The 12774-nt window shown below is 58.9% G+C and carries 13 protein-coding genes; 12 read left to right on the forward strand and 1 reads right to left on the reverse strand.

Annotated elements, in window-relative coordinates:
- Positions 1–95 precede the first annotated feature (95 nt).
- The 12 genes from JOE66_RS10655 to JOE66_RS10710 all read left to right on the forward strand — a co-directional run bounded on the left by JOE66_RS10655 (position 96) and on the right by JOE66_RS10710 (position 10921).
- On the forward strand, positions 96–743 hold the full coding sequence (locus JOE66_RS10655; RefSeq protein ID WP_205109295.1) for an MT-A70 family methyltransferase: 648 nt from the start codon (positions 96–98) through the stop codon (positions 741–743).
- Positions 740–952: a hypothetical protein gene (locus tag JOE66_RS10660; protein ID WP_205109297.1), complete on the forward strand. Its 213-nt coding sequence runs from the start codon at positions 740–742 to the stop codon at positions 950–952. The genes JOE66_RS10655 and JOE66_RS10660 overlap by 4 nt, the downstream gene beginning before the upstream one ends.
- A 152-nt stretch (positions 953–1104) precedes the next feature.
- The gene (locus JOE66_RS10665; protein ID WP_205109299.1) at positions 1105–1338 is read left to right on the forward strand and encodes a hypothetical protein; all 234 of its coding nucleotides are present in this window, start codon (positions 1105–1107) and stop codon (positions 1336–1338) included.
- 808 nt (positions 1339–2146) lie between these two features.
- Positions 2147–3532 carry a type IV secretory system conjugative DNA transfer family protein gene (locus JOE66_RS10670; protein WP_239518712.1) on the forward strand — a complete coding sequence of 462 codons (1386 nt, stop codon included), beginning with the start codon at positions 2147–2149 and terminating at the stop codon, positions 3530–3532.
- Between the two features lie 223 nt (positions 3533–3755).
- Positions 3756–4565: a replication-relaxation family protein gene (locus JOE66_RS10675; RefSeq protein ID WP_205109303.1), complete on the forward strand. Its 810-nt coding sequence runs from the start codon at positions 3756–3758 to the stop codon at positions 4563–4565.
- An 88-nt stretch (positions 4566–4653) separates the two neighbouring features.
- Entirely contained in the window at positions 4654–5013 is a 360-nt protein-coding gene (locus JOE66_RS10680) for a hypothetical protein (protein WP_205109305.1), read from the forward strand.
- 143 nt (positions 5014–5156) lie between these two features.
- Complete coding sequence (locus JOE66_RS10685; RefSeq protein WP_205109307.1) at positions 5157–5774, forward strand: hypothetical protein; 618 nt, start codon at positions 5157–5159, stop codon at positions 5772–5774.
- A 425-nt stretch (positions 5775–6199) separates the two neighbouring features.
- Positions 6200–6589: a helix-turn-helix domain-containing protein gene (locus JOE66_RS10690; protein WP_205109309.1), complete on the forward strand. Its 390-nt coding sequence runs from the start codon at positions 6200–6202 to the stop codon at positions 6587–6589.
- Positions 6590–6710: 121 nt separating this feature from the next.
- On the forward strand, positions 6711–7280 hold the full coding sequence (locus JOE66_RS10695) for an ImmA/IrrE family metallo-endopeptidase (RefSeq protein ID WP_205109311.1): 570 nt from the start codon (positions 6711–6713) through the stop codon (positions 7278–7280).
- Positions 7277–7507, forward strand: coding sequence for a helix-turn-helix domain-containing protein (locus tag JOE66_RS10700; RefSeq protein WP_205109313.1), 231 nt, complete (start codon positions 7277–7279; stop codon positions 7505–7507). The genes JOE66_RS10695 and JOE66_RS10700 overlap by 4 nt, the downstream gene beginning before the upstream one ends.
- The gene (locus JOE66_RS10705) at positions 7500–9071 is read left to right on the forward strand and encodes a tyrosine-type recombinase/integrase (protein ID WP_205109314.1); all 1572 of its coding nucleotides are present in this window, start codon (positions 7500–7502) and stop codon (positions 9069–9071) included. Before JOE66_RS10700 ends, JOE66_RS10705 begins: the two co-directional genes overlap by 8 nt.
- Positions 9068–10921, forward strand: coding sequence for a recombinase family protein (locus tag JOE66_RS10710; RefSeq protein ID WP_205109316.1), 1854 nt, complete (start codon positions 9068–9070; stop codon positions 10919–10921). Before JOE66_RS10705 ends, JOE66_RS10710 begins: the two co-directional genes overlap by 4 nt.
- Positions 10922–11342: 421 nt before the next feature.
- Here the strand turns inward: JOE66_RS10710 and JOE66_RS10715 are convergent, their stop codons facing one another.
- Positions 11343–12596, reverse strand: coding sequence for a PIN domain-containing protein (locus JOE66_RS10715; RefSeq protein ID WP_205109318.1), 1254 nt, complete (start codon positions 12594–12596; stop codon positions 11343–11345).
- Positions 12597–12774 lie beyond the last annotated feature (178 nt).

Consider the following 12774-nt stretch of genomic DNA (forward strand, 5'->3'; position numbering starts at 1 on the left):
CGCGTCTCGAGAAGGGACGGGCGAAGAGACAATTCACAGCCGGAACCGCTCGCCGTATACCTATTCGCAGTCACCAACTACGAAAGGAGTACGACATGACCAACAAACCCAATAGTGGCGGGATCTACCCCACTAAGCGCTACGCGACAGTCGTGCTCGATCCGCCTTGGTCTCACTTGCAGCGTGGGCACCTCGGCGCGGTCAAGCACTACTCGCTCATGACTACCGATGAAATCGCGCGGCTGCCCGTTCCCGAGTTGCTCGATGAAAACGCGCACGTTTGGATCTGGGCGACGACCGCATCGAAGTGGGATGCCAAGCGGATTGCGGAGAACATCTGGGGCCTGACCTTTCGGTCAGAACTCATCTGGGATAAGGATCGCACCGGCCTCGGCAATTACTTGCGCGGCTCTCACGAAACGCTCTATCTCTTCACGAAGGGTCGAGCACCGATCCTGTTCAAGGGTCAACGCGACGTCGTTCGCGCACCTCTGACCGATCACTCGCACAAGCCCGAAGAGATCATGGTCGCAATCCAGCGTTGCTCCCCTGGCCCGTACCTCGAGCTGTTCGCCCGTCGCCGTTTTCCCGGGTTCGACCACTGGGGCAACGAGGTACCAGGCGGCTCAGATATCCACATCAAAGGCTTCGACGTTCCGATGTATTCGGCAAGAGCCCTCGATCCCATCTCCGGCAGCCACGATCAGTGGGCTGACGGCGTCATCAGAAAGGCCAACCCGTGAGCGAGAAGCATGGCGACAAGAAAGCGAAACTCTCGATGTCTCAGACGTTCTTTCGAGCCTGTATGGCACTGCTGGGCGGGGTAATTGCGCTCTGGATAGCGCTCGAACTCATCGCTCGGTTTTGGGTCTGGCTGCTCATCATTGCGGTGCTCATCGGTGCCATCTGGGCAGTCGTACGCATCATCAAGGCAAGAAATGAGCGGTGGTAACCATGACTGCATTCGCCCCCGTGGAGTCGTTGTGGAATTAACAATCTGCTTTACAGTCCCCAAAACGGGACGTATAACAAGCGGCAGGAGATCTGTCCCTAAAAGTGGACAGCGGCTGGTGGGTCGACCTGTATTCAAGGAGAACCTACCCAATGCCTAGATCACAGCCACGACGAACAACTCGGTCGTACACCCGCGCCAATGACTCAGGGGTCATCGTCTTTAGCGCCCTCGTCGATCCGCCGGAACAACAGCGGCTCGCTGGCGCGCTGATCTTGCACGACGCGACTTCCATCGTCACGCCGGTAGAAAAACCGCCTGCTACCAACCTGAAGTCGTCGAACGGCGAAGCACGTGCAGATGTAGATGAGGTCGATAATGCCTAACCCCACACCGCTCATCTATTCAAGGTTGTTCCTGCCGCATCCATTGCCACTCGACAACATCGAAGCGTTCCTGGTTCGCCTGGCTTCAGATCGATCGCGACTACCTGTCGTGTTCGAGACCCGAGCTGACAAGACCGGCCTCGCGCATCTGGTCGGTTGTGATGCCACCATGCTGCAGCGAGTTCGGCGACTGCTCGACGATCTCGTACCGGGGACGGTCATGACAGGTCTCGAGGGATACGTACGGCCATCAATGCACTCCGCTGCGTTGGTGTCCGTACGTCCCGCGAGCCTCCCGCTCTCCACGCATGATCCGGTGGGTGTGGCGCGCAGCCTCTATTCGGCGTTCGCTCGCAAGTACAAGACAAACGAGGCCGCCGTCATGCAACTGGTGCTCGGCCCGGGCGTCCCTCCTCGGACGGTGCCACCCAAAATCAAAGACCCTCGCGGCATGACGGTGGTTCAGGCCCTCACGGTAGGACAGCGCGACGCAAGCTCGGAGGATCGCACCCGTGTGCGAGACCGAGCTGCTCACTACGGGTTGTCATGCGAGCTACGAATCGGCGTCACCGCGCCCACACCTGAGCGTCGCGAGCGGTTTGCACTTGAGCTACTCGCCGGACTATCGGTGGCTCAGGCTCCTGGTGTCCACCTTGACCTCGTTCGTATAGCAGCATCGCGAATTGATATGTCCTCGATCCCCCGACGATGGTCGCTTCGTCTCTCCGTTCCCGAGCTCGTACCTCTCACCGGTTGGCCTGTTGGCGACGGTCATCTTCCTGGCATGCCCCCGTTGCACCCGAAAGTTATGCGCGCTGCAGCCTCAGTTCACACGGGGCCGCGTGTATTCGCTCAAGCCCTCGCACCGGGAGACTCGCGTTTTCTTGGCTTCGATGCAGCCGCGGCGCTCTATCACGCATTCGCCATAGGGCCCACGGGTGTCGGCAAGACGACGCTCATGCAGCACCTCATTGAGCGAGACATCGAATCGGGTGGTGCCGTACTCGTCATTGATCCGAAAGCCCAGATCCCCCAGTTCATCCGTGGTCGCATCCCAGAGGAGCGCTGGGAAGACGTTGTCGAAATCGACCCCACCGACGACAACCCGGTCGGGTTCAACCCGCTCGACGCCTCAGGCCGCGATCCCGACGTCGTCGCTGACAGCATCCTGGCCGTATTCAAAAAGATCTTCAGCGAAGGCTGGGGACCAAGAACCGCAGACATCTTCTCGGCATCTCTCCGAACACTGGCGAGATCAGGCACCGTCGATTATCCCAACACCCTGATGGATCTCCCAACGCTCTGGACAGACCCGGCCTATCGCGCTCGTCAGGTTGGGGCAGTCTCAGGAGACATCGCACTCGCCGGATTCTGGGCATGGTTCGACGATCTGAAGCCGTCACAACAGGCTCTCGTGATCGCATCGCCCATGAATAAACTGCGTTCGATCCTGCTTCGACCAGCCGTCGTCAAAATTCTCGGTCAGCGTCATCCGGCGTTCCGGCTGCGCAACATTTTCCGCGAGCGCAAGATTGTTCTGTTGCCGCTGAACGAAGGGCTTGTGGGACCCCTCACTGCAGACCTGCTCGGCTCGCTCGTGTTGGCTGAAACGTGGCAGGCTGCGCAGGAGCGAGCCTCCGAGAAAGATCATGCAACGTGGCCCGGTTTCGTCTACGTCGATGAGGCAGACCGCTTCATGAACGGCAGCCTGTCCGTCTCACTCGCAGAAGCGCTCGCCCGCAGCCGGTCACTGTCTGTCTCCTGGTTTCTCGCGACCCAGTTCTGGGACCAGTTGCCCAAAGAGATGAAGAGCGCCGTCAGGAGCAACGCTCGAACAAAGATCGCGTTCAAAATGGAATCAGACGAAGACGCCCACACGTTCGCCAGGCTTGCTCCCGAACTCACGGCAGAGGACTTTATGTCGCTCGCCAAGTTCGAGATTTACGTCAAGCTCGTTGCAGATGGCGTCACCACCGACTGGGCTCTGGCGAAAACGCTGCCACCCTCACGTCAGATCAGCGACCCTGCAGAAGTCCTCCGGGTCAGCCGTCAGCATCACCAAGCTGTCGCCGCTGCCGCGAACGCCTCATCCACGGATCTGGTCGCCCCTGGAGCGCTCACCCCGACCAGTACTTCGCCAGCGCCCGCGACTCCTCCGGCTGGAGCGATCGGGCGTAGGAGGAGAAACCGATGATGCGCCAACTCTCAGATGCACGTGCACAGATTGCCCGTCTTGTCGGTCGTCTGGTCGTCTGTCTATTCACGTTGCCCAGAACAGCGGTACATCCGCGTGATCTCGCTCGTTTTCGTGCACCTTGGGAGGGGACTCACCCCTGTACCAGGGGTGCCAGAGTGGGGTCCAACCTTGCAACGAGACTCCCCCGCGCACGACTGCGGTGGATGTTCGGAGGCGCCGTATGAGCTACGTCGATATCCCGAACCTCGCGGCTCGACTAACCGACAGGGATCGTCTCGTGCTTGACGATCTTGAGAAGCATCGTCTTCTGAGTACGAGGAACATTCAAGCCCTGCATTTCCGCGTCGGAGCCGGCAACCATCTAACTATCGGTGCGGCCACGAAGGCAACCACGAGAGTCCTACAACGCCTTCACGCGCATCATATAATCAGCCATCTCCAGCGACGCATTGGCGGAGTTCGGCATGGGAGCCAGGGAAACATCTGGCAGCTCAGCTCGACTGGCGACCGGGTGCAGCGATTCTTTAGGGGCGAACCAGGTCGTACCCGGTACACCGAACCTTCAAGTCTGTTTACTTCCCACACCCTCGCGGTCTCGAGCCTCGTCGTGCAGCTACGCACTCTTGAAAGTGAACCTTCAGTCGAGCTGTTGTCGGTCGAACCGGAACCGCAGTGTTGGCGTGAGTACACCGGACCGCAGGGCACCGTGCAGACGCTCAAACCCGATCTTTCAGCCGTCACAGCGTCAGGCGACTTCGAAGATCACTGGTTCATCGAAGCAGACGAAGGCACTGAGCATCTTCCCCAGATCCTGGCCAAATGTCGAAGCTACGCCTCGTACGCAGCGTCGGGTATCGAACAACACCGACTCGGTGTGTTCCCCGCTGTCGTTTGGGTCACGAAAGACGGAGCCCGCGCAGCCTCACTGTCTCGAGCGGTTGCTTCCACCCCAGGCCTTCCAGTCGAGCTATTTCGCTTCACAACAACCGAGAACTTCATCGCCCTCATTACCTCCGGCGGCGCACCGTGAATGAGCCTTCAGCCCGTTCCTCGCTCATTCGACGACGAATTACACCTCAACCAATCACTAAGCGATCCCCTGAAAGGAGACCACCCACATGACCACCAATCGCTACCAGCAAGCACGCCTGTTTCGCACTCGAGTGAACAACGAGGCGCTCGCCACTCGACAAATTGAAGACGCACTCGGCTCACTCGAACAGACGCTCGATGACGCAACGGCTCGGGTGATATGCGCCGCGACGTTTCGCAGCGTCCACGGGAGCCTTCAGCAGTTCGCCGCGACTGGCGAACTTGTCGATCCCGAATCAGCTCTCGAGGAACTGGAGGGCTCGTTCGGCAACGTTCGTCGGCTCAGGTGGACGACCGCCCTCTGGGACTACCTCGAGCGAAAGATCACTGCTGAACCCGCACGAGGTCGAGTCCGACCGTGTTCGGATGCTGAGGCCGCAATATGAATCGGCTCCCGCGCCATCGAGGAGAGACCGATGCCGGAGAGCACGCGCTCGAGGCGAGGATCGTGGCCGGCGTTGACGTCGCTGAGCGTCAGGGAACCGAAATCAGCGAAGAAACATCTCGAGCCATTGCGCAAGTGCTCTCGATGACGAGCCAGAAGTTTGCCGCGCTCGAATACTTCGCAAAGTCAGGTCTAGGTTCGTACGAGGCTGTATCCGACGAATTTCTCTCGCTGTACCGTGACGCTTCAACGCCAGTTCAGATCAAGCTCTGGATCGATCGACTGGGCACCTTTCTGCTTGGACGTCATAACCTGCTGCCCGATGACTATCGCCGTGCTCCGATAGACACCCTTCATCACCTACTCGTGCCACACGAGTCCCCTCGCCAGTTCATCCACTTCTACGCTCGCGCAGACCTCACCTCCCCCGAGATTCAAGCTGCCGCGGACCACGTCGAAGCTCTCGTCGACCGGTTGGGTACCGCATTTGCGGCTTTCCTCACGCTTGCGGACGTCGACGGCGGAGCGGACAACCTCGCGCAGACATTCGACGAGTTCTATATTGACGAGTTCACCGATCGACACGCTGCGATGAGTGCACTGACCGAGATTGACGAGGTTATCGAGTCGGTCGAGCGCCTAGCCCAGGAGCACGGCCTGGAATCGGTGTTCACCTACGACGAGGACAAGCTCAATGAGATCTTCACGGCTGGCTACGACCTCGTCGAGCTGAGAGGCAGGATGTATGTCTTCATCAAGTAAGCAACCGACGAAACCGCGTCAACGTAGCGTCTCGATTTTCGGTGGCGCAGCGGTTGGTAGTGCATACATCGAAACCCTCGTCGACGCATGGGGTTCCCATGAATCGACGACCAGAGTCAAGCCCTCAGCATCGAAGACACGCGTACATCGTGCGGATCCTGGTGAGGGTGTTGTCAAAACCACACTGCGCAAACGAGTCGGTTCCAAATCCCATCGACCGGTCACGCCAGCGAAGGCACGCGACCCATAGCGTTCGATCTCCAGTCAGGGACACCATCCGTAGTAATTCCCATTATTTGCGGTTCGCCCCGCACCGTAGAGTTCGCGAACGGCAGACAGGAAACGTTGTGAAATATGCCCTGATCGGCACTTTTAGGGACAAGTCAAGGTAAAATTGAGGAGTAATCAAATGGAGACATCGCAGTATGCGAAACGCAGAGACAGCTCAGCATCTTGGCGAGTACTTACAGAAGGCTCGCCACACGACCGGACTCACAATACGACAGCTCAGCGAGCTGAGCGGCGTTCCTCGCACGACCATCGGCAAGATCGAACGCGGCGGCACGGCCAGACCACGCCCCGATCTACTAACTGCTGTTGGCACCGCGCTCAATGTCCCCATCGCAGATCTCTACGCTCTCGCGAACTATCCCGCCCCTCACAACCTGCCCTCGTTCGCCCCCTACCTCAGGGCTCGCTACCACGACCTTTCACCGTCGACGGTAGAGGAACTGGAGCACTACTTCGTGAAACTCGCCCAGCGCGACGGCGTCAGCCTGACTGGCCCCCAGAACGGAGAAGACGAAAAGCACTAACCATAAAAAAGGCATGCACAAACTCCCGGGTGGGAGGAGGAGATGAAAAATGGCACCTTTGAACACAAACCGCGAAAACACATCAACGCGTAGCTCTTCCAGGGCTGCCCGAACACCAATATTGAAACGACTCCGGCTTCTCGTACCGAAACAGGATCATCCGCTCGGCTGGATCGCCTCACAACGTGTCGCCGGCAACCAGGCTGCTCTGCTGGCCCGACTTGCGGACCGCGACAACGTTGACGTGGTTGCCTATATCTCATCCCTCCGGGTCATCCGGATCGAGTTCGACGAAGAACTCCCCGACTCAGGAATGATCTTCTGGGACGGAAAGACCGACCAGTGGGTCATTGTCATCCGGAGCGGTGAGAGCTCGGCACGACAGCGCTTCAGCATTCTGCACGAGTTCAAACACATCGTCGATCGAGGCTCAGAGTCTCGGCTCTACGACCCGCGCTACCTACAGGGCCACGTTCAAGCGGAGATGGCAGCGGACCACTTCGCAGCATCTGCCGTTATGCCCGCGGCAAAGGTGCGCACAGCGATCAAAGAAGGTCACCAGACCCTTCGTTCCGTAGCGGAGTACTTCGACGTCAGCCGCGACCGAACCGCCCTCAGACTTTCCGACCTACGGCTTTTCACAGTCATCAGCAACGTAAACCCAAATCCCGAAAGGAGGGAACTCAAATGAATTCGATCATCAATCAAACCCCGTCAGCTACAAGCGCCGCCCTCGTGTTGAGCGTCGCAGAAGCGGCAGAGCGGCTGAAGACCAGCCAATGGATGATCTACAAGCTCATCCGTGAACGCAAACTCGTGACGATCAAAATCGGCTCACGACGGCTCGTTCCCTCGCTCGATCTCGATGCCTACGTCGACAACCTTCGAATCGTCGAGCTGCGAGGTCATCATGCCTAGAAAAGCAAACGGCGAAGGCACGATCTACAAGCGCAAAGACGGTCGGTTCGCAGGCTCGGCCTTCGTGAACACCGCTTCAGGAGCGAGCAAGCGGGTGTACGTCTACGGCGCAAGCCGCAAAACGGTGCACGACAAGCTTCTCGTTCACCTCGACAATTCTCGCAAGGGTCTTCCGGCACCTGAAACGACGTGGACAGTCGCTTCATACCTTGACTACTGGCTAGCCAACGTGGTGCCCGTCAAGAACCGACCGCGAACCGAGGAGCTATACGAGAGCACGATACGACTGCACATCAAACCGCTCGTCGGGTCCCGTCGATTGACTGCGCTCACAGTCAAGGACGTTCAGGAGGCGATCAACGACCTCCTTGAGCGTGGCCACTCGATTCGCACAGTTCACAAGATGCGAACCGTGCTTAGTTCCGCCCTCGGTCGCGCTCAACGCGAAGAGCTCGTGCACCGAAACGTGGCGCGATTCGTCGAACTACCGGCCTGGGAGCGAAAAGAAATCCAGCCGTGGCAAAGCCGGGATGCGTCCCAGTTCCTCCAGAGCGCGCAGGGCCACATCTGGGAAGTTGGCTACATGCTACTGATTCTGTACGGAATGCGACGCGGCGAAGTACTTGGCCTTCGCTGGAGCGATATCGATCTAGCGAACGACTGCTTTTACGTTCGGCAGCAGATCCAGCGCATTGACGGTGCCCTCACCGCAGGGCCAGTCAAGACTTCGGCCGGCCGGCGCACGTTGCCGCTCTTGCCAATGATGCGCCAGGCGCTTGAGCGGGAGGCGGAGCGACGTGGAGTCAGCATGACTGACAGCCGGTTTGCTGTTGAAGATTCACAGCGGCTTGTGATCCACAGTAAAACAGGACAACCTGTCGATCCGAAGAATTTCGTTCGAGCATTCAAGCTGCTGAGCGCTAAGGCAGGGCTACCGATCATCACCGTGCATCATGTGCGCCACACGGCTGCGACGCTGCTCAAGAACCTTGGCGTCCCTGCGAGAGACGCTCAATTGATCCTGGGGCACGCCAGCGTGACCACGACTCAGGAGCTCTACCAGCACGGCGACATCAAAGCCCAGCGTGAGGCGATGGGAAGCATTGAACGGATGTTTTTAGAGAGCAGCAAAAACTCACTCGGATCGAGTGAGTCGAAGCTAGTCATGGTTGATGGCAGTGACGGTTGCTGTCAATCGTTGATGTCAACCAGTGAAAATCGTCGATCGGTAGCGAAAATATCGACGATTTACAGTGGAGGGCCAGCGGGGACTCGAACCCCGGACACCCTGCTTAAGAGCACGAATTTCCACTCTGTGGAGTTGCTCTCCACCTCTGTAATCAAAGCCCTGCGCGCGCACACAATCACGCTCATCCTCGGGCACGTTGCTGTCAATCGTTGGTGTCAAACCGTCGTGTCGAGCGCTGCATCCCGATATTCCGGCCTAAGCCAACTGCGAGTCGGCTTGTCTGTCGCCATGACCAACCGGCTACGGGAACTCTCGTTTCCGTACTCGCTGCTAATGCCCACCTCGCCTCTGACCAGAACGGACATACACCCATGAGCGCATTCATATCTGGCAACCCATCACCGCAGTTACCTAACGAGCTGCAGTTGCCGCTACCGGGTTTGTTGGATGGCACGGACGTGACGATGGTCGGCGTACCCAAGGGCAAGCGCGCGGTCATTTATATTCGAGTAAGTACCCAGCGTCAGGTGACCACTGATTATGACCCTGAGGGCAACTCGCTACCCGCACAACGCAAGGCCTGTTACCGCAAGGCTGAACAACTCGGCGTGACGATCATCGACGAGTACGTCGAGCCGGGACGATCCGCCACTGAAATGACGAAGCGTCTGGCGTTCCAGCAGATGCTCGAACGTATCCGGGTCGAGAAAGACGTCGACTATGTGATCGTCTACAAACTCTCCCGAATGGCCCGAAATCGGTTTGATGATGCGATCGTGGGGGCAGACCTCAAGAAGCGCGGAGTGACGTTGATCTCGGCCACCGAGTCAATCGACGAAACACCGGTGGGCCAACTCATGCACGGCATCCTCGCGGCGTTCAACGAGTTCCGTTCCGCTGAAGAAGGCGCTGACATCGCCTACAAGATGGGCGAAAAAGCAAAGAAAGGTGGAACCCTCGGACGAGCCCCAATTGGATATATGAACACCATCGACCGTGTTGACGGACGAGAAATTCGGGCCGTCGAAGTCGATCCCGAACGTGCGCCCTTCGTGAAGCTTGCATTCGAGCTCTACGCCGCCGGTCACGCCACACTCGATGACATCGCAACAGAACTCACAGACAGAGGTCTACGCACCAGAGCAACCCAAAGTAGGCCAGCCGGTCCCATCTCGACAAGCAAGATGTTTCAACTCCTCCGAGATCGCTACTACCTCGGACTCGTCATGTACCAGGGCGAGGAATATCCCGGTCGCCACGAGGCACTCATCGACCAAGAGCTCTTCGACAAAGTGCAGGGCCTGCTTGAATCACGTGGCCATGCCGGTGAGCGACGCCGGGTAGTGCACCACTATCTCAAAGGGACACTTTGGTGCGGTAGGTGTTTCCGGCGCGATGGATCAGTCCGACGCATGATCATCAGACGGACCATCTCGCGGTCGGGCGACGAGTACTTCTACTTCTTCTGTCGCGGCACTCAAGACGGTCTGTGCGACGCCAAATACTCGAATATGGAACGCGTCGAGCGAGCCGTCGAAGATCACTTCAGGACGATTCAGTTCAGTCCTGAATATCTCGAGACGATGCGCGCCGCGCTGAGTGAAGGGCTGTCCGACCAAGAACATTCGCAACGACTGCTAAAGAAGCAGCTCACGGATCAACTCGACAGTCTGGATGCAAAGGAGTCGAACCTTCTCGACCTGGCCGCTGACGGCACGCTGCCGCAGGTGAAGATCAGAGAACGCCTTCGTACAATCGCCGCGGACAGACTTCGCCTGACCGAGCAACTCGAAAACTTAAATGAGAGTCTGACCGACGCCAGCGCGTTCGTCGAAGCCAACCTAGCGCTGCTAGAGGATCCTCACGCCCTGTACATGGACGCCAGCGATGAGGTGCGGCGGCGGCTAAACCAGGCGATCTTCAGGCAGATCTTTGTCGATCATGAAGAAGTCACCGACCACGACCTGGAAGAGCCACTTGGCGACCTGCTTGCCGCAGAACGGGTCTATACCGCCCGTCGAATCGGTTTACCCGAGGATGCCGTCAATCAGCTTGCAGCGGCCTCGTGGGCGAAGCATTACCCGAAACGTAAGAGAGCCGCTCAAATGAGCGGCTCTCTTACGGCGATGTCCCTATCGTTACTGCCTGTTCCGGACCATAGGGTCCTTGTTTGCAGTAACACTCATCTGGTCGGGCTGACAGGATTTGAACCTGCGACCCCTTGACCCCCAGGCGTCCAAACGACTCGATTCGATCCGAAAACTGCATAATTCCGCCGATCAGATCATGCAGAGCATGTCACGCCATGCATGGTTTGCATGATTCTGGTCCCTTTTTGGTCCCCCTCCATGGATCACCAGAGCAGGGGTTCCGGCAGAAGCTGGCGGCAGACCGATCCCCACCCCGCAGTGATACTCGCACGCCACTGCGGGGTCGGGACCAGAGGTCATCAGCCGGCAGCCGGTGCGAGAAGGGCGCGATCCGCCACCCCGCACTGAAAGTCCGGAGACGAAGTCTCACTCTTCGCGGCACACGTCGCACATGAACCTTAAGTCGTGCTCACGGAATCCCGGAATGTTGTCATGTTCCTCGAGAATCGACCCTGCCCGACATGGGCGGAGCCTCACCGTTCCCAGCAACAAGCGGTCAGTCCGCGAGCGCGAAGTCCAGCACGTCATCGACAATGCCAACCGCAGGCCGTGGGTCTTCAAGAACCACATCGATCGGGATCCCGGATCCGCCCTCGATGTCGAGCTGGACGACAACCCGAACCTCGACCTCCGCGCTGGCCTCGAGGTAGTGATTGTTGAGTTCCCCGATAATGCTTACCTCGCCGTCGCCCGAGTGCCAGTCCCCTCGGTAAAGCCCCCCTTCGAGGGTCACGACAGCTACTGCGGTTGCGATGATCACGTCAGGCGACGCAGGGTCCTCCTTGAAGGAGAACTCCGTCGTCTGGTCAATGCCCGCGATGGCGGCGTCCTCAATCGCTGGCACAGTGAACTTCACGAACGAGGGGTAGCCGTAGTCGCCGCCGTAGATGAGCTGCTCGGAGACGCTCTCGTTCATAAGGTCATAGAGAGCGTCCGTGGCCGCCTTGACTAGGTCGACCTTCGCCACGGGAGAACGCATCTGCTTCAGCTCATTCACGGCCACGTCGATGGGATTCTTTGACGGCCTTGATGCTGTGGGTTTCGGTTCGGGAGTCTCCTCCACCGGGGGCATGGTCTCCACCGGGGGCGACGCGGGTACCTGCGCTTCCACGATGGCGATTGCCTCAACGATATTTCGGGACCAGGAGATGCGATTCCGCGGGATCACGAGTCGATCGACGTCGTCCATCAAATCCTGATGAAGGGACTTCTTATCCTCGGCGAGGAAGCCATTGTCGAACGTCACGAACAGCACCTTGTCGTCGATCTCAGCGCCGACCAGGAGTTCAAGAACGCTCTCCCAAATCAGCACATCGCGGAAGCCGAGGGACTTCTTCGTCTTCCCCTGTTCGATCTCGAGGAACGGCCGGCGTCGGCCCAAATCTCGGCGCAGAAGATCCGACGTCGGCACCTTCGGCACCGGCGCTGCATGGACGCCGTCGCGTGCCAGCACTGCATGGAACGTGCTGTCGATGTCGGCTTCGATGCGGTCGTGGGCTGCGCTGAGATCGTTGGCTGTCTGGGTGACATCACTCCCGGCCGCGCGCATCTGCTGGACACTGGCTGCTGCATCCTCGTGAGCGCCCCTAGCCGACTCCACGCGCTGACGCCGCAACTCGTCGATTACGACCTGCGGATACACGATCTTGCACGCACCGGTGGCGGCTAGGTCGACCAGCTTCGGCGCCGCATCGCGGGTCATCCACGGGTCTCGGAACAACGCATTGGTGTCCATGACGACGAAGAGCATGCCCCCATCATGCCCTAAGCCCATCGACCGTATATCGCCAGGCGACACGCCCCTGCCCTGGACGCTACAGGTCTCAGGGCAGGGGTTTCATAGGTACGCGGCCACCGATGACATGTGCTCACCACGGCGACTGTCAGGGATGCCACCAACTGGACTCGATCGTCGCAGGCCTCGGCCG

This window comes from Subtercola frigoramans (assembly GCF_016907385.1).
Lineage (GTDB): Bacteria > Actinomycetota > Actinomycetes > Actinomycetales > Microbacteriaceae > Subtercola > Subtercola frigoramans.